Origin of the sequence: Pseudomonas sp. NPDC096925 (genome assembly GCF_044762545.1) — a bacterium.
Taxonomy (GTDB): Bacteria; Pseudomonadota; Gammaproteobacteria; order Pseudomonadales; family Pseudomonadaceae; genus Aquipseudomonas.
Genome location: NZ_JBIWEM010000002.1, coordinates 924,107 through 942,751, shown reverse-complemented (window position 1 = coordinate 942,751; position 18,645 = coordinate 924,107). Strand labels below are relative to the sequence as shown.

8 protein-coding genes and 1 pseudogene are annotated in these 18,645 nt (G+C 63.0%); 7 read left to right on the top strand and 2 right to left on the bottom strand.

Annotation, left to right across the window (positions count from 1 at the left end; translation table 11 throughout):
- Positions 1–309: 309 nt before the first annotated feature.
- A complete protein-coding gene (locus tag ACIQYU_RS10400) occupies positions 310–795 on the bottom strand; it encodes an isochorismatase family cysteine hydrolase (RefSeq protein ID WP_063913728.1) in 486 nt (161 codons plus the stop codon).
- A 284-nt stretch (positions 796–1,079) separates the two neighbouring features.
- Here ACIQYU_RS10400 and ACIQYU_RS10395 point away from each other — a divergent pair, with 284 nt between their 5' ends.
- From ACIQYU_RS10395 to ACIQYU_RS10365, 7 genes and pseudogenes are all read left to right on the top strand, one after another.
- Positions 1,080–1,856, top strand: a complete 777-nt coding sequence (locus tag ACIQYU_RS10395) for an ABC transporter substrate-binding protein (RefSeq protein ID WP_207836169.1) — start codon at positions 1,080–1,082, stop codon at positions 1,854–1,856.
- Positions 1,857–1,880: 24 nt separating this feature from the next.
- Positions 1,881–2,570 (top strand): ABC transporter permease, encoded by a 690-nt coding sequence (locus ACIQYU_RS10390; RefSeq protein ID WP_233687988.1) that lies wholly within the window; start codon positions 1,881–1,883, stop codon positions 2,568–2,570.
- A 13-nt stretch (positions 2,571–2,583) separates the two neighbouring features.
- Positions 2,584–3,282: an ABC transporter permease gene (locus ACIQYU_RS10385; protein ID WP_402799445.1), complete on the top strand. Its 699-nt coding sequence runs from the start codon at positions 2,584–2,586 to the stop codon at positions 3,280–3,282.
- A 9-nt stretch (positions 3,283–3,291) separates the two neighbouring features.
- Positions 3,292–4,404: a succinylglutamate desuccinylase/aspartoacylase family protein gene (locus ACIQYU_RS10380; RefSeq protein WP_233687989.1), complete on the top strand. Its 1,113-nt coding sequence runs from the start codon at positions 3,292–3,294 to the stop codon at positions 4,402–4,404.
- A gap of 19 nt (positions 4,405–4,423) precedes the next feature.
- On the top strand, positions 4,424–5,188 hold the full coding sequence (locus tag ACIQYU_RS10375) for an ABC transporter ATP-binding protein (RefSeq protein ID WP_207836191.1): 765 nt from the start codon (positions 4,424–4,426) through the stop codon (positions 5,186–5,188).
- Positions 5,189–5,267: 79 nt separating this feature from the next.
- Positions 5,268–6,173, top strand: a complete 906-nt coding sequence (locus tag ACIQYU_RS10370) for a MurR/RpiR family transcriptional regulator (protein ID WP_046613995.1) — start codon at positions 5,268–5,270, stop codon at positions 6,171–6,173.
- Between the two features lie 106 nt (positions 6,174–6,279).
- A pseudogene (locus tag ACIQYU_RS10365) lies at positions 6,280–6,546 on the top strand (fumarate hydratase C-terminal domain-containing protein); the annotation flags it as partial.
- Positions 6,547–6,699: 153 nt separating this feature from the next.
- Here ACIQYU_RS10365 and ACIQYU_RS10360 read toward each other — a convergent pair.
- A complete protein-coding gene (locus tag ACIQYU_RS10360) occupies positions 6,700–18,402 on the bottom strand; it encodes a peroxidase family protein (protein ID WP_233687990.1) in 11,703 nt (3,900 codons plus the stop codon).
- Positions 18,403–18,645 lie beyond the last annotated feature (243 nt).

The window sequence follows — 18,645 nt, the reverse complement described above, 5'->3', positions numbered from 1 at the left end:
GCAGCCGGTGCCAGGCTCCGCGTTGGATTCTTCGCGGCTAAAGCCGCTCCCACAGACCGCTTGCGAATTCAGTTCTCTACGTGACAGCACAGCCCAAAAGACTGGGCCATGTCCCACAGAACGGCACACGACTCATTGAATTAGCAGGGACCCTGTGAGAGCAGATTTAGCCGCGAACACCGGCGCAGCCGGTGCCAGGCTCCGCGTTGGATTCTTCGCGGCTAAAGCCGCTCCCACAGACCGCTTGCGAATTCAGTTCTCTACGTGACAGCACAGCCCAGATGCATGCCCGCATGATGCCTGCATGCCTTAGCCTCGTAGGGCCAATTCGGCGAGCACCTCGGCCGAGGTGGTGACCTGGCGGAAGTGATGCTGCCAAAGCTCGATCCCCAGCTTGCCCGACCTGTCCAGCGAAGACCCTACCGTCATGTCGGTGACCAAGGTGGGCATCAGCCCCGCATCGAACAGGGCAAAACCGGCGGCCAGCACGCAAGTTTCGGTCTGCAGCCCACATACCAGCACCCGCTCCACACCCAGTTGCCGGATGTACTCGATGGCCTCTGCGCTCTGCCCGTAGCCATGCTTGACGAACACCTGATCGGCTTCGACCAGGCTCTCGTCCTCCGCCGCCGGGTGCCAGCCGAGCTGGCGCTCGAACGGCGTGACCTGTTCATCGTGCAACTCGACCGAGGCAATGGTGGGGATGTTGGCCGACAACCGGCGCAGGCCATCGACCAACCACTCGGGCGGGCTGAAGGTGGACTGGACATCGACGATGAGCAAAACCTGGCGCATGGGCGGATTCCGGTGCTGGCAAAAGGCGCGGAGTATAGCGTGATGCAAGTGCCGTGGTCGCCCAGCGAGCCAGGACACGATACGCCAGGCCAGCCCCGCGCCTCACGCAGCAGCCATCTTCGCACCCACCTCCGTGCACGCCGGATGACCGGCAGTCACCAGGCTGACACGACTATTTTCATTGATATTGATTTGTGAAATTAAACATGTCATTTTTCTTCATGCCGAACCGAGCCCCACAACGGGCTCAGGCCGGTACTGCCCTATCCACCGGAGTCAATAATATGAACAAGACCGGACTTCTAGGCGCATTGGCACTCTGTGCCTGCAGCGCACTGGCCCAGGCTGACGAAGGCAGCCTGCGCATCGGGATCGAAGTGGCATATCCGCCCTTCTCCTACCGCACCCCCGCAGGCGAACTCGCCGGCTTTGACTACGACATCGGCAACGCCCTGTGCGCGCAGATGCAAGTCAAATGTCAGTGGGTGATCCAGGAGTTCGACGGGATGATCCCGTCGTTGAAGGTGCGCAAGATTGACGCCGTGCTGTCGTCAATGTCGATTACTGAAGATCGGCTCAAGTCCGTCGACTTCACCGACAAGTACTATCACACCCCGGGCAAGTTCGCGATGAAGTCCGGCAGCCAGATCAGCGACCCGATGCAGGACCTCAAAGGCAAGAAGCTCGGCGTGCAGCGTGCCTCCACCTATGACCGCTTCGCTACCGAGCAGCTGGAAAGTGCAGGTGTCGAGGTCGTGCGCTACGCCTCGCAGAACGAAGCTTTCCTCGACCTGGCCGCGGGGCGGCTGGATGCCACCCTCGCCGACATCGTCAATACCGAAGAGAGCTTCATCAAGACGCCCGCCGGCCAAGGTTTTGCGCTTGTCGGTCCGGATGTCAACGACCCCCGCTACTTCGGTCGGGGTGCGGGCATTGCCGTGCGCAAGGGGGACAGCGCCAACCTGGCGCGCCTGAACGCCGCCATTGCCGCCATTCGCGCCAACGGCACCTACCAGCAAGTGCAGAGCAAGTACTTCCCGTTCGATATCTACGGCCAATGACCCCGGCTGACGAGGACTTTCATCATGCTTCACGGCTACGGTTCGAGCATTCTCGATGGCGCGTGGTTAAGCATCAGCCTGGCCCTGATGGCGATGGCCCTGGCCATCAGCCTCGGCCTGGTCGGCGCCGCCTGCCGGCTGTCACCACTGCGCTGGTTGGCAGCCCTGGGCGAGATCTACACCACGGCAGTGCGCGGCATTCCTGACCTGGTCCTGATTCTGCTGGTGTTCTATGGCGGACAGGACCTGATCAACCGTCTTGCGCTGGCGCTGGGCTACGAGCAGTACATCGACATCAACCCGTTCATCGCCGGGGTCTGCACCATGGGTTTCATTTTCGGTGCCTATCTTTCGGAAACCTTTCGCGGGGCCTTTCTCGCCATTCCCGAGGGTCAGGCCGAAGCAGGGGCCGCTTATGGCATGGGCAGCCTGCAGGTGTTCTGGCGGATCAGCGTGCCGCAGCTGGTGCGCCTGGCGCTGCCGGGTTTCACCAACAACTGGCTGGTCTTGATCAAGTCGACCGCGCTGATTTCCGTGATCGGCCTGCAGGACATGATGTTCAAGGCCAAGAACGCAGCCGATGCCACCCATGAACCGTTCACGTTCTTCCTCACCGTGGCAGGGCTCTACCTGCTGCTGACCAGCCTGTCGCTGGTGCTGCTGCGCAGCGTGGAAAAGCGTTATTCGTTCGGTTTCAAAGCCGCCGAACTATGAAGGGAAGGTTTGCATGATGCTTGACTACCCACTTATCTGGCAGAACCTGCCGCTGTACCTGAACGGCATTGCGCTGACCCTGAAGGTGCTGCTGATTTCCCTGGCCTGCGGCCTGGCACTGGCTATCCCACTGGCACTGATGCGCGTTTCGCATTCCTGCCTGCTGCGCTACCCGGCCTGGCTCTACACCTATGTCATTCGTGGCACACCGATGCTGGTGCAGTTGTTTCTGGTGTACTACGGCCTGGCACAGTTCGAACTTGTGCGTCAGAGCCCGCTCTGGCCGTACCTGTCCAGCGCAACCTTCTGCACCTGCCTGGCGTTCGCCCTCAACACCAGCGCCTACAGCGCCGAGTTGCTGGCCGGCAGCCTGCGGGCCACGCCGCGCGGCGAAGTTGAAGCCGCACGTGCCATGGGCATGTCGCGCCTGGCCTTGTACCGGCGCATCCTGCTGCCGTCGGCCCTGCGTCGATCGCTGCCGCAGTACAGCAACGAAGTGCTGATGATGCTACAGACCACCAGCCTGGCTTCGATCGTCACCCTGGTCGATATCACAGGCGCGGCAAAAACCTTCAACGCTCGTTACTACCTTCCGTTCGAGGCATTCATTACTGCGGGGCTGATCTACCTGGCCCTGACGTTCCTGCTGGTTCGCCTCTTCAAGCTGGCCGAGTGCCGCTGGCTGAAGTACCTGGCCCCACGCAAGCACTGAGGAGCACCCATGCAGCAAATCGACCATATCCTGCCCTGGAGTGCCTGCGGTACCCAGCGCACTCTGCGCCTCTTCCGCTTCGGCAACGGCCCGCGCAAAGCTTATATCCAGGCCTCTCTGCACGCTGACGAACTGCCCGGCATGCGCGTGGCGGTGGCATTGAAGGCCCGTCTGGCCGAGCTGGAAGCCCAAGGCCGACTCACGGGCGTGATAGAACTGGTGCCACTGGCCAACCCGATCGGTATCGGCCAGATGTTCCAGGCCACCCATCAAGGCCGTTTCGAGTTCAGCAGCGGCAAGAACTTCAACCGCGATTTTCCGGCACTGACCGAAGCGCTCATCAGGCGCCTGGAGGGCCATCTAGACGAGGATGGCGAGGCCAACGTGGCCATCATTCGCCGCACCATGCTCGACATCCTCGACGACTTGCCTGCTGCGCCATCGGAGCTCGAAGGCCTTCGTCGCCTGCTTCTGCAGCATGCGTGCGACGCCGATGTGGTGCTGGACCTGCACTGTGATTTCGAATCGGTGATGCTGCTGTATGCACTGCCGCAAAACTGGCCCCGCTTGCGCTCGCTGGCGGCACGCCTGGGTGCTGAAGCTGCATTGCTGGCCGAGGATGCTGGCGGCAATGCGTTCGACGAAGCCTGTGCGCTGCCATGGGTGAAGCTGGCCGAGCATTTTACGCAGGCAAACATCCCGTTGGCCTGTATCGCCACCACCATCGAGCTGCGCGGCATGGCCGATACCGAGCGAGAACGTTGCCAAGCCGACGCAGAGCACATTCTTGCCTACCTGGCCGACCAGGGCTTGGTCAGCGGCCCATGGCCCGAGGCACCGACCCATTGCTGCCAGGCCACACCGTTTGCCGGCGCCCAGTACGCCTATGCCGAACACCCAGGCGTAGTCAGCTATCTGCAACCTCTGGGTGCGCAGGTTCGAACCGGCGACCCACTGTTCGAAGTCATCGACCCGCTCAGTGACAGCCACAGCGTAGTCAGGGCCACAACCGACGGCATTCTCTATGCCCGCGAACGCCTTCGCTTCGCCCAACCGGGCCTCTGGCTGGCGAAAGTCGCTGGCAGCCTGCCCATTCGCCACGGTCGCTTGCTCAGCGACTGATACCAACGAGTACCCATCGATGAACAAACTGGAAATTCAGGACCTGCACAAAAGCTACGGCAACCACCAGGTACTCAAGGGCGTTTCGCTGCAGGCCAAGGCAGGCGACGTGATCAGCATCATCGGCTCCAGCGGCTCGGGCAAAAGCACCTTCCTGCGCTGTATCAACCTGCTCGAGCAACCCAATGCCGGGCAGATCATGGTCAATGGCGAACGCCTGAAGTTGCGTACCTGCCCACGCGCCGGGCTGCGGGCCGCTGACCCGAAACAACTGCAGCGCCTGCGCTCACGGCTGAGCATGGTCTTTCAGCATTTCAATCTCTGGTCACACATGAGCGCCCTGGACAACGTCATGGAAGCCCCGGTGCATGTACTGGGCATGAGCCGCAAGGATGCCCGTGAGAAAGCCGAGTACTACCTGCACAAGGTCGGCGTCAGCCATCGCCGAAACGCCTACCCGGCACACATGTCCGGTGGCGAACAGCAACGCGTGGCGATCGCCCGGGCCCTGGCCATGGAGCCGGAGGTGATGCTGTTCGATGAACCGACCTCGGCGCTCGACCCGGAACTGGTCGGCGAGGTGCTGAAGGTGATGCAGGAGCTGGCCCAGGAGGGCCGGACCATGGTGGTGGTCACCCATGAAATGGGCTTCGCTCGCGAAGTCTCCAACCAGGTCATGTTCCTGCATCAGGGGCTGGCCCTGGAGCGTGGCGATCCGCGCGAGGTACTCGCTCGTCCGCAGTCCGAACGCTTGCAGCAATTCCTTGCCGGCAGCCTCAAGTAAGCCTCCACCGGCGCCCCCGGCTGCTGCCGGGGAAGCCTTGGGATACACTACGGCACTCATTCAGGGAGTGTTGAGCCGCATGCCGAGCAATTCGAAAAACACCACCGTGTACGCCTCGCCAGTCATGCGCAAGTTGTCGGAGAGCCTGACCGACCTGCCGCCTTCGCTGCGCAAGGTCGCCGATTACATCCTGCGTCACCCGCTGAAGGCAGCGACCCTGACCATCGAAGACATGGCCCAAGCCACCGGCACTTCGCCAGCGGCCGTCAATCGCCTGGCCAAGGCCCTGCAACTGGGCGGCTACAGCGGCATGAAAGCCGAGCTGGTGACGACCTTGCAGCAAATGGTCTCGCCCGTGGACAAACTGCGCAATGAGTTGGCCCAGCGGCCCGGTGGCGATTTTGGGCTGCATGAGCAGATCCAGAGCGCCAGCAGCAACCTGGCCACTGCCGCCAGCAACAACCAGGCCGATGCGTTCGAAGCCTTCGTCAGCAACCTGATTGCGGCACGCAAAGTCTACGTGCTGGGTTTCGGCAACAGTGTCTACATGGCCGGCCTCGCGGCCTCGACGCTGGTACCGTTCTGTAAGGACACCTGTGCCATCAGCATGGAGGGTGGCAACGAGAATGCCGCCTACCGTCTGGCTGCCATCACCGAGCAGGATGTGCTGCTGGCGATTACCCTGCCCCGCTACTCCCAGGACACCCTTCAGCTGTCGCGCTTTGCCCGCGAACGCAATGCCACGGTGCTGGCGATTACCGATTCGCCCGCTTCCCCCCTGACAGCCATCGCTCACCACGTGTTGTTCGCGCCCGCCGATCATCCGGTGCTTACCAGCTCCAACATTGCCGTGCTGGCACTTATAGAAGGGCTGGTAGCCGGCGCCATGGCGCGCAACAAGGAAGCGGTGAAGCTGGCGACAGAGTTGACAGAAAGCGTGATGTCCTACCTGCATGTGCCCAGCGGCAAGGCTTCAAGAAAGTAGCCACTGCCTGATTGGGGCCGGATCGTTCCTGAGCGGCCTTACTGCCACACCGCCAGGCGCCGCCACGCAGGTCGACCGGCAGTTCGCGGCCCAGTTCGATGATAGCCTTGAGAACAAGGCAGTGCATGCAGTGTTTCCAGGCGGTTGCGCGGTGCTGGCGGCGACCCAGGTGGAAGAGATCGAGCACGCGGAATGGCAGGACCTGGGCATGCCGGAGACGCTGTGGGTGAACCGCGTGCGCGAGTTCGGCCCGTTGATCATCTCCATCGACACCAAGGGCAACAACCTGTTCGAGCAGAACAGGGCCCGCTTCAACGAGCGCAAGGGGGCGGTGATCGAGAAGATCGACAGCCAGGTCCGGTTCATCCAATGACCGCGTGCGACAGGGGCCACTTTGTGGCCCATTCGCGGGCAAGCCCGCTCCCACAGGGATATCACCAAGCCTGAGGGCAGTGATATCCCTGTGGGAGCGGGCTTGCCCGCGAATGGGCCGCAAAGCGGCCCTTGGCGCGTACCCCTCAGGCCCTCAACCTACCAGGTTGAAGTCCGCTGCAGTCACAGTGGTTGCATCCGCCACCCCCACAAGGCGGATGGAGTCGGTAGCACCGATGCTGACCAGCGTATCCGCGCCGTCATCGGCGATGGTAACGTTGGCGGCAAAGGTGGCCGCGGTGATGTTGAAGGCAGTGATATCCAGCAGGTCCTGCCCACCCGTCGCATCGCTATCGAAGTTGATGATCAGGTCATTGCCGAAGCCGGCGGCGAACTGGAAGACATCATTGCCATCAGTAGCCATCATGGTGTCATCACCCGCGCCGCCGTTTACCGTGTCGTTGCCAGCCGCACCGTTGATGAAGTCATTGCCACTGCCGCCCGACAGGATGTCGTTGCCATCATCGCCGAACAGCGTGTCGCTACCCGCCCCACCGTTCAGGATATCGTCGCCGAGACCACCGTCGAGACTGTCGTTGTCGTCACCTGCGTCCAGGGTATCGTTGCCAATGCCACCCAGTAGTTGGTCGTTACCCGCACCACCGGTTAGGGTGTCATTACCTGAGCCACCGGTGATGACGTTGTTCAGGGCATTACCGGTACCGGTGAAGTTGGCGGCACCGAAGTACCTCAAGTTCTCCAGGTTGTTGCCCAGCGTCCAACTGGTCAGCGTGGTGCGCACCAGGTCAGTACCACCACCGGCCTGTTCCACAAGCACGTCCCCGGCATTGTCTACTACATAGCTGTCGTTGCCGGCGCCGCCCACCATCTGGTCGATACCCGAACCACCATTGAGGAAGTCGCTTCCGGCGCCGCCGACGATGGTGTTGGCCAAGCCATTACCTACACCTGAGAAGTTGCCAGTGCCGGTAAAGCTCAAGTTCTCCACGTTGGCGCCTAGGGTGTAGCTGGCCAGGCTGGTCTGCACCTGGTCCGTACCGCCGCCAGCCGCCTCGGTGACGGTGTCACCCACGTTGTCGACGACATAGGTGTCGTTCCCGGCACCACCTGCCATGGCATCTGAGCCTGCCCCACCGTTCAGGACATCATTGCCCGAGCCGCCGATAATGACGTTGTTCAGGCCGTTACCGGTACCGACGAAGTTGGCGGCACCAAAGTAGGCCAGATTCTCCAGGTTATTGCCCAGCGTCCAGCTGGTCAGCGTCGTACGCACCAGATCGGTACCAGCCCCTGCCTGTTCCACGAGCACGTCCCCGGCATTATCGACCACATAGCTGTCGTTCCCGGCACCGCCCACCAACAGGTCGATACCCGCGCCGCCGTTGAGGAAGTCGTTTCCGGCCGCGCCGACGATGGTATTGGCCAGGCCATTACCTACGCCTGTGAAGTTGCCAGTACCGGTAAAGCTCAGGCTCTCCAGATTAGCCGCGAGGGTGTAGCTCGTCAGGCTGGTGCGCACCAGATCGGAACCTCCGCCCAACACCTCGACGACGACGTCTGCGGCGTTGTCGACGACAAAGGTGTCATCACCAGCTCCGCCGATCATGGTGTCCGTGCCGAGCCCACCGTCGAGTGTGTCGTTACCGGCGTTGCCGGTTAGGATGTCATTACCTGAACCGCCGGTGATGACGTTGTCCAGGGCATTACCGGTACCGGTGAAGTTGGCGACGCCAAAGTACCTCAGGTTCTCCAGGTTGTTACCCAGCGTCCAGTTGGCCAGCGTCGTCCGCACCAGGTCAGTACCACCGCCTGCCTGTTCCACGGGCACATCAGCGGCATTGTCGACTACATAACTGTCGTTACCGGCACCACCCACCAGCTGGTCGATACCTGCACCACCGTTGAGGAAGTCGTTTCCGGCACCACCGACGATGGTATTGGCCAGAGGATTACCCACTCCGATGAAGTTGCCGGTGCCAGTAAAGCTCAGGTTCTCCAGGTTAGCGCCCAGGGTGTAGCTTGCCAGGTTGGTCTGCACCTGGTCCGAGCCCCCGCCAGCCGCCTCGCTGATTGTGTCACCCGCGTTGTCGATGACAAAAGTGTCGTTGCCGGTACCGCCCGTCATCGCATCTGCACCCAGCCCACCATTGAGCACGTCGTTGCCTGCACCGCCGTCGAGGGTATCGTTACCCTCTCCGCCATCGAGCGTGTCGTCGCCATCGCCACCGAATAACTGATCGAACCCGGTCAAGCCAATGAGCGTGTCGTTACCAGCCAGACCAAGCAGAACGTCGTCACCCACTGTGCCGGTCAGAGTATCTGCTGCGGTTGTACCCACCAGCGTCACGCCTGGCACCGCAGGCACCTCCGCCGTCGGTGCAGAGGTCACCGTTTCCAGGGCGCCGAAGCCATCGGTGTAACGCACCAGCACGCGCAGTTGGAAGTGCCCCTGCGACGGACCTGGGGTGAAGGTAGCCGTAGTTGCACCGGCAATGTCAGTAAACGTCGTACCGCTACCTTGCTGCCACTGGAAGCTGAACGCACCCAGCCCGTCCAGATCGGCAATACCGCCAGTGAGTGCCGTCAGTGTCTGCCCCTGATCTGGCGTGGTGTCGCTGATCAGCACGGCACCGGTGGGCGCATCGTTGACGTTGGCCACCGGATCGAGGATGTCGGAGGCGATGCTTTCATGTACGCCGACGTCATCCACGTAGCTCACCAACACCCGCATGTTCTGCCCCACCTGCTCCTGGGTGAGGACAAAGGTGCTGCTGATGGCACCGGCAATATTGACCCAGCCCAGGCCCCGGTTGGACTGCCACTGGAAGGTGAACTGCGGGTTGCTCAGCCCGTCGGCATCGACGATGGTTGCCGTGTTGGCGGTGAGGGTTTGGTTCTGCACCAGCAACCCGGTCACGGTCGGCCCGGCGGTCGGTGCGCTGTTCGGCGACGAATCGACGATTTCCAGCGTGCCCTTGGTGTCCTGGTACACCCCGCGTACGCGGATGTTCAGGCCCGCTACATCATCGGTCACCCGGTAGGTGCTGCCGATCGCCCGCGAGACCTCGCCGGCGGCGACGAAGGTGATGTCTTCGTACACCCCCGAGCCCGGCAGGCGCTCGACCTGCCAGTAGTAGGCAATCGGGCCGTTGACGGCACCGCTGGCATTGCCTGCGCCGACGTTGTCGGCATCGTGCACCGCCACGTTGCTCACCCGCAGCAGCTGGCCGCTGACCGATGTGTCGTTACGCAGACCAGTGGCAGCGTCGAGGATCGCCAGGTGGCCCGTTGGGCCGGCGTTGACGGCAGTGCCCACGCCGGAAGCCTGCGAGCTGTCGGAGAACTGCAGGCGCTCGATACCGGTCAGGTGGTCGACACCATCACGCCCGGCCACCAGGTCGGTGACGATCACCGAGTTGCCATCGACCACCACGCTGTAGTCGGTGGACACCCCCGAGAACACCGCCGTGTCGTAGCTGTCGGTGCCGTTGAGGATTTCGCGGATGATCACCAGCTGGCCCGGGTTGTAGGTGCCATTGAGCATCAGCGGCACCATCGGCTCCATGCTGTCGTAGCTGGCGATTTCCGGGCCGGTGCCGTCGCTGTTGGCGCGCACGCTGATGCGCACGTTCAGCCACTTGTCACCGTCGAGGATATCGTCACCGCCACGGCCTTCGATCAGGTCGCTGCCACTGCCGCCGAGGATGATGTTGCCACCATCGTAGAACGTCGCCCCGGCAGCCAGCAGGCCGGCCAGGCCGTCGATCAGGCTGATGTTGGTCAACACGCTGCCCGTGGCGCCATTGGTCGGCAGGCTGGCGGCGTTTTCGTTGTCACCGCGCAGGAAGTCGCCATGGGCCGAGCCCGACAGGCCTTCCATGATGTCGAAGCGCACCAGCGCAGACGCACCCGAGCCAGGTACCGGCGGCACATCGAAGAAGCGGTCACTGTAGTCGATGGTCACGCCCTGGGCCAGGTCCTTGAAGGTTGCCCAGTCGTAACCGGAGCCACCGATGTAGCGGTCACCGAAGCCCAGGCTGCCGACCATGATGTCGTCGCCGCCTTCACCGTTGAACTTGTCGTTCTCGTTGCCACCGATGAACACGTCGTGACCAATGACCGGGTCGTTGCCGAGCGGGTCGAAGTTGTCGCCAGGCGCACCGTCCGAGGTGCCCTTCTCGATCCAGTCGTCGCCTTCGTTACCCATGTCCTGCTCGTTGGCCTTGCTGCCCAGGATAAAGTCATTGCCCTGGCCGCCAATGGCCTCGGAAGCGTCCTCACCGGTGACGATGAAGTCGTTGCCGAAACCACCGATAATCAGGTTGATGCCATTACCGCCGTGCAGCACATCGTTGCCGTCGCCGCCCTGGATATTGTCGTCACCACCCATGTCGCTGATGATGTCGTCGCCGGTACCACCACGCAGTTGGTCGTTGCCGTCGCCACCCTCGATGCGGTCGTTGCCACCATCGCCCCAGACCGTGTCGTCACCCTCGCTGGACACCAGGATGTCATCACCATCAGTGCCGCCCAGCACGATGTGCTCGGCACCGGCATAGCGGATGTAGTTGGTGTCCGGGCCTGCCGTCAGCGGGCTGTCGCGGAACACCACCTGCTCGCCATTTTCGCCCAGTGGGTCGGCGCTGCCCAGGCCTTCGTTGAACTGCTTGCTCTGGTCTACTTCCAGGTAGAAGCCCGGGTCGGAGAACACCAGGCCCGGCAGGTGGGTGGCCGAGGTGTTGGCCATGATCAGCTTGGCGAACGAGTTGCTTTCCAGCTCGGCGTTCATCGACAGGCCAGCGGTGCGCTCCAGGTAGTAGAAGCGGTCGCCATCCTGCAGTTTCTCCATCTGGTTCTCGAACACGAAGTTGAAGGTAGTGCCAAGCATGCCACCGAACGGGGTTTTCGCTTCAGCCAGGCCGCCGATCCACAGGTCGATGGCATCGACCCCGGTCACGGTAACCGCCCTCAGGTCATCGGCGGTGCCGAGCACGCCATCCTTGCCAGGCAGGGTGACGTTGGCGTAGGCGCCGGTGCTGTTGAGGAAGTCCAGGCGATCGGCTGGCGCACCGTCACCGCCGAACACCAAGGCCATGGCCGCCGCGCGTTTTTCCAGCAACGTGGTGGCGCCGGTGATGGTGCTGTGAGTGCCGTAGGCGGCGATGAAGTTGATCAGCGACTCCGGATGCTTCAGGTGCTGCACCAGGTCGACCCAGCTGGTGTACGGCTTGAGCTGGGTATCGCCGGTTTGCGCGTAGATGTCGCGGCGCACAGCGTTCAGCGAAGGGATGCCGACGTCGCGGCCACGGGCGATGTTGATCGCCGGCAGGTCCAGCGGCAGGCCGAGCAGGTTGTTGCGCAGCGCCTCGGTGACGAACTCGTCGATTTCGTTACCGGCCTGGCGGGTGACCCCGCGCACGATAGCGCTGGTGGCATCCTCGGGGGTAACGCCACTGGCGGCATACGCCAGCGGGTTGAGGAACGCCGCGATCAGGCCCAGTTGCTGGTCGGGGTTGGCACTGTTCGGGTCGCCGATGACAGTGAAGTCGACGTTGAAGCGGTCGACAGTCTCGGTCAGCATCGAGTGGCCGAAGCGGTACACGGTGTGGGCGAACTCGGCCACGATCGACGCATCGAGGTCGACGTCATACACCTGGGTCGGAGCGAAGAACAGGTCGACCCGCGGTTGCACGGTGCGGGCGAACTCCTCGAACACCAAATGCTGGTACTGCATCTCGGTACCGAACTTGGCCGCCTGGAACAAACGCTCGCCATTCCACACCAGCGCGTCGATCTCGGCCTGATTGGCCGGCAGCGCGGTCAGCGGGTTGAGCAGCCACTCGTTGATGAAGGCCAGATCACCCGAGTCGAGCACGGTGTCCTTGGTCTGTGCCACCAGCCGGTTGTGCTCGGAGTGGAATATCGCATGCACGGCGGTCAGGCCGATGTTCTCGTTGACCCGGCCGTCGCCGGCGATGTAGTGAGCATCGAGCAGCTCGTTGTCGTAGGCCAGGTTGGCACCGGTCTGCGGGTTCACCGGCACGGCATTGCCCGCAACGCTATCGGCATCCGGCGCCAGTACCCCAGCGCTGAATACCGGCACGGCATTGTGGGCGATGTCGGCAAGGAACTGATGACCGGTGCGCACCGCGTTGGTCAGGTCCAGTGGCGCGGCCGGGTTGCCTTCGACCTGCTGGTCGTCGGCCGTGCCGGCAATGCCGTCGAGGCCTTTCATGATCACCATCGGATAGCCATTGGGCCCCTTGATGAAGTTGCCATAGGCGTCAGTGGCCAGCAGCGGCACGTTGTCGACGTCGGCATCGGTGAGGTTGATGCCGAGCACATCGCGGGCCTGGGCCTTGACCACCTTCCAGGTCGCCATGCCACCGATTTCAGTGTCGTCAGCGGTACCGTACTTGCCGTCGGCACCCAGGTCCCGATTGGTGATCAATCGGCCGGTGGCGACCGGCCCGTCGTCGGTCAGCACGTAGGCGCGCAGGAACACCTGATGCGAAGGATGCGAGCTGTAGGTCTGGTTCTGGTCCACGAACGGGGTGGTGGTGTTGGTATGCTCGTGAATATCGTCGGCCGTGCCAAGCACGCCGTCCGCGCCAGGCAGATTGGTGGCCCGGGTCACCACCATGAAGTTGGTGAAACCACCCTCCACGTACAGCGGGTCATCCGGCTGCAGCGGGATGTAGATGGTACCCGAACCGCCCTTGGTCACCAGGTCCAGGCCGTGGTCGAAGAACTGCCCGAAGAAGGTCATCCAGGCGTTGAACGGCGCGGACAGACCAGCATCGGCAGCGGTGTTCTCGAACAGGTAGACGTCGTGGTCGTCAGCGGTACCGAACTGGCCGTCCAGGCCCGGGCTGGCGACGATGCGCACACCGTCCTTGAGCACGTCGTCGTTGCCAACGGCGCCGAAGTTGAGCACGCCGTCGGCACCCGGATCATACGCGGTGGCATAGGCCGCCGGGTTGTTGGAGGTCTGGTCGACGACCAGGTTGCTGATGGTGCGCGGCTGCGAGTCGAACACCGGGCCGCTGGTCTGCTGGTACGACGAGCCCGGAATGGCCGGCGAGCCAGGGCCGAAGAAGCCCGCAGGCGCACCTTCGGCCGGGTTGAACACCGGATCGGTCAAGCGCGGGAAGACATTGTCGCTGGCACCGAACTCGGTGTTGTTGATGCCATTGAGGTTCATCAGGTTGTTGTTCGAGCCATCCACCGCCCGCAGGCCCAGCGGCGCACGGATGTTCGGCAGCAACGAAAGGATGTCTGCCCCGTTGGCGTCAGCCTCGGCGATCTTGATCTGGTCGAGGATGAAGTTGAGGTCGGAGCGCACCATGTGCAGACCGGCACCGCCTGCAGTGGCATCCACCACCGGCGTGGCCGGTGTCACTACCACAGGCGCGCCCGGCTGCACCACGGCGGTGGGCTGGGAGAACAGCACTTCGGTAGTGCCGTGGGCGTCCTGGTAGATCGCCTTGACCCGCAGGGCTAGCCCGGCCAGGTCTGGCGACACCTTGAATGTGGTGCCGTCGGCGCTCTGGAACGCCAGGTCGCCGGCTGGCAGCAGGATGATGTCCTCGAACACACCACTGCCCGGGGTGGCCTCGAACTGCCAGTAGTACGACACCGAACGGTCGGCGAGCGTACCCTGCGGGTTACCGGCGCTGATGTTGTCGGCATCCAACACACCGGCGACGTTTACCGTAAGGACATCGCCCACGGTAATCGCACCGCCGTTGCCGTCAGTAATGGCCGGGCTGCCGGTAGGCTGCGCATTCAGCCCCTCAACCAGCACCCGCTGGCTGTCGGCGAACTGCAAGCGCTCGATATGCAGCAGGGTATCGACGCCGTCGCGGCCAGCCACGTTGTCGGTCACCGTCCAGACATCATCGGAAGTGTCGAGCGTACCTTTGGTGTTCTGCGTCACCGTGTATTCGCTCTGAATCCCCGAGAACACAGCCGTGTCGAACGCCGCGCCCCCCGTCGAGGTGCCGGGCAGGATTTCCCGCACGGCCTTGAGCTGGCCAGGGTTGTAGGTACGGTCGAGCATGAACGGAATCATGTCGACCATGCTGTCGAAGCTGGCGATTTCAGGGCCGGTATGATTGACGTCATCGGCGGCATACACCGCGATGCGCACGTTGAGCCATTTGTCGCCGTCGATCAGGTCATCGCCGCCGCGACCTTCGATCAGGTCGCTGCCATTGCCGCCGAGCATGATGTTGCCGGTGGCAAAGCCAGTGGTCGGCAACCCGGCATCGGCCAGGAACTGTTGCAAGCCGCGGATCAACGCGACGTTGGTCAAGGCGCTGCCGGTGGCACCGCCATGGTTGACAATGGTCACGGCATCGACGTTGTCGCCCTTGAGCACGTCGGCGAAGTTCGAACCGGACACGCCCTCGACCTCGGCAAAGCGGTCGAGGATGGAAGCCGGCGAGGCGCCGACCGGGTTGAACACGCCAGCGTTCTGGTTCGGTGCGTTGCCATGGGGCTGAGCCAGCGCGGCCAGGGTCAGGTCGACGGTGACGCCAACCTGGTCATTCTTGTTGGTAACCCAGTCGAAACCGGACATGCCGTCCATCTTGTCCTGGGCGTCACTTCCGACGAAGATGTCGTCGCCGCCCTCCCCGATCATTTCGTCGAAGCCACCGCCACCGACGAAGATGTCGTTGCCGACCACTTCATCACCCAGCAGCGGCGCAAAGTTGTCGCCGGGCGCACCGTCCTGGGTGCCCTTCTCGATCCAGTCGTCACCCTCGTTGCCGGTAGGTGGCAGGTTGGTCTTGGCGCCGAGGATGAAGTCATCACCCTGGCCGCCAAAGGTGGTGGTGATGTCTTCGGTGGTGACGATGAAGTCCTGGCCGTTGCCACCCAGGATCAGGTTGCCGGCCGCCAGCATGCTGCCGGCGACGATCACGTCGTTGCCGTCGTTGCCTTCCAGACGGTTGTCACCGAACGAGTCGGTGATGATGTCGTCACCTGCGCCACCCAGTACCGCATCGTTACCGGCGCCACCTTCAAGCGTGTCGTTACCGGCGTCGCCGTAGACAGTATCGTCGCCTTCGCCGGAGATGATGATGTCGTTGCCGGAGGTGCCGCCCAGTACCACATGGTCTTCACCGGTGTAGTGCAGGTAGTTGGTGTCGCTGCCCACGGTATCGGGATTGTCGCGGATCACCAGCGGTACGATCTCCACGCCGTTGATCATGATCCCGCCGGTCGGGTCGGCCCGGCCATCGGCGCCCAGCCCGGTGAACTGGTTGGCCTGGTTCACCTCGAGCGTGAAGGTTGGGGTGAGGAACACAGTGTTGGACAGGTGAGTCACATCCGAGTTGGCCATGATCAGCTTGGCGAAGGAGTTGTTCTCCAGTTCGGTGCCGAAGTTCATGCCCGCGGTACGCGACAGGTAGTAGAACCGGTCGCCGTTCTGCAGGGCTTCCAGCTGGGTTTCGAAGACGAAGTTGAAGCTGGAACCGAGCATGCCGCCGAATGGCATTTTCTTCTCGGCCAGGCCACCGACCCAGAAGTCGATGTCATCGACGCCGGTAACGGTCACCCCACTGATATCGTCGGCGGTGCCGGCGATACCGTCCGCGCCGGCCAATGTCACGTTGGCATAGGCACCGGTACCGTTGAGGAAGTCCAGGCGGTCCGCTGGCGCGCCGGCACCGCCAAGCACCAGCGCCACGGCCGCGGCGCGTTTATCGGCCAGGGTGGTTGCCCCGGTGATGCTGGCGTGGGTGCCGTAGGCGGCGATGAAGTTGATCAGAGACGCCGGGTGCTTGAGGTGGTCGCCGAAATCGACCCAGCTGATGTACGGCTTGAGCTGGCTGTCGCCGGTTGCAGCATAGAACTCGCGGCGTGCCTCATTCAGGGTGGGGATGCCGGTGTCGCGGCCACGGGCGATGTTCAGCGCCGGCAGGTCGAGCGGCAGGCCAAGCAGGTTGTTGCGCAGGGCTTCGGTGACGAACTCGTCGATTTCGTTGCCCAGCTGGCGGGTGACGCCGCGGATGATCGCGCCGGCCGCTTCATCAGCGGTTGCGCCACTGCCGGCGAATGCCAGCGGGTTGAGGAAGGCGGCGATCAGGCCAAGCTGCTGATCGGGGTTGTTCGGGTCGGCTGACACCGGGTTGAACGCCGGGTCGAAGCGGTCGACGGTTTCGGTCAGCATCGAGTGGCCGAACCGATACACCACGTGGGCGAACTCGGCGAGGATGGCCGGGTTGATCGAGGTGTCGTAGCCATTGGGGGCCAGGAACTCGTCGATCTGCGGCTGGATGGTGCGGGCGAACTCTTCGAACACCAGGTGCTGATACTGCATTTCGGTGCCGAACTTGGCGGCCTGGAACAGCCGCTCGCCGTCCCATACCAGCGCGGCGATTTCAGCGGGCGTGGTGGGGATGGCAGCGACATCATCGATCAGCCACTGGTTGAGGAACGCCAGGTCACCGGAGGCCAGCAGGGTGTCCTTGGTCTGCTGCACCAGGCGGTTGTGCTCGGAATGGAAAACGTGGTGCACGGCGGTCAGGCCGATGTTCTCGTTGACCCGGCCGTCGCCTGCAATGTAGTGGGCGTCGAGCAGTTCGTTGTCGTAGGTAAGGTTGTTGCCACCTGGCCCCACCGGCTGCGCGTTACCGACGGCAGTATCGGCGTCGGCCTGCAGCACACCATTCACGATCACCGGCGCGGCGTTGTGGGCGATGTCGTCAAGGAAGCCATGCCCGCTGCTCACGGCATTGGCCAGGCTGATGGGCGCGTCGCGGTTGCCTTCGACCAGCGTGGTGACGTCGTCGGCGGTACCGGCGATGCCGTCGGCACCATTGCTCACGCGCATCACCACCTGCGGCATGCCGTTGGGCCCGCGCACGAAGTTGCCGTAGGGGTCGGTGGCCAGCAGTGGCACGCTGTGCACGTCGGCGTCGGTCAGGTTGATGCCGAGCAGGTCGCGGGCCTGGGCCTTGACCACTGCCCAGGTGGCCATGCCACCGCTTTCGCCACTGCCATCGTCAGCGGTGCCAAAGCGGCCATCGGGGCCCAGGTCACGGTTGGTGATCAGCCGTCCGGTGGCTACCGGGTCGCCTGCGGCGTTGAGCGTGTATTCACGCAGGAACACCTGGTGCGAGGGGTGCGAGCTGTAGGTCTGGCTCTGGTCGACGAACGGCGAAGTGGTGTTGGTCTGACCATCGTCGGCGGTGCCCACCACGCCATCGGCGCCAGCGGTACGCACGGCGCGCGGCAGCACCATGAAGTTGGTCGGGCTGTTGGGGTCGAACAGCGGGTCGTCCGGCTGCAGCGGAATGAACACAAAGTCGGTGCTGCTCTTGGTGACCAGATCCAGACCGTGGTCGAAGAACTGGCCGAAGAAGGTCATCCAGGCGTTGAAGCCGGCGGTCAGGCCGACGTCGGGCGAAACGTTGGGGATGAAGAACACTTGCGTGTCGTCAGCGGTTCCGAACACCCCATCGATGCCGGGGCTGATCACCGGAGCAGCACCGCCATTGGCCTCCACCGCAGCCGGGTTGTTCGCCGTCTGATCGACTATCAGGTTGCTGATGGTGCGTGGTTGCGAATCGGTGACCGTGCCGGTGCCCGCATAATCGCCGCTGAAGGAGGGGCTGAGCAGGCGCAGGAACGAGTTGTCGGAGGCACCGAATTCACTCTGCCCGGTCACCAGGTTGTTGTAGCTGCCGTCCACGGTGCGCAAACCGAACGGTACCTGGCTGTTGGGCAGCAGGTCGATCAGGTTCGCGCCATCGGCGTGGGCTTCGGCGATGAAAATCTGTTGCAGGATGAATTCAAGGTCCGACTTGCTGAAATTGGCCATTTCAAATTGCCCTCGATCTGTCGGGAGATGACACAGGGCAACAGGGTCCTTCCCGCGCCCAGTCAGTATTGACGTGCGCAGATACTGGTTCTGTGTTCCAGGCGCAGGGCGCACAACACGCTTGTGCCGGCCCCACTGGCCTTCTCATTCGCAAGCCGGCACCCACTGTCCGGGGGCGTTGTTAAGCATGCGATACAGCTGTAACGCACATGCATCGACCCCAGCTCGCACAGGGTCCGAATA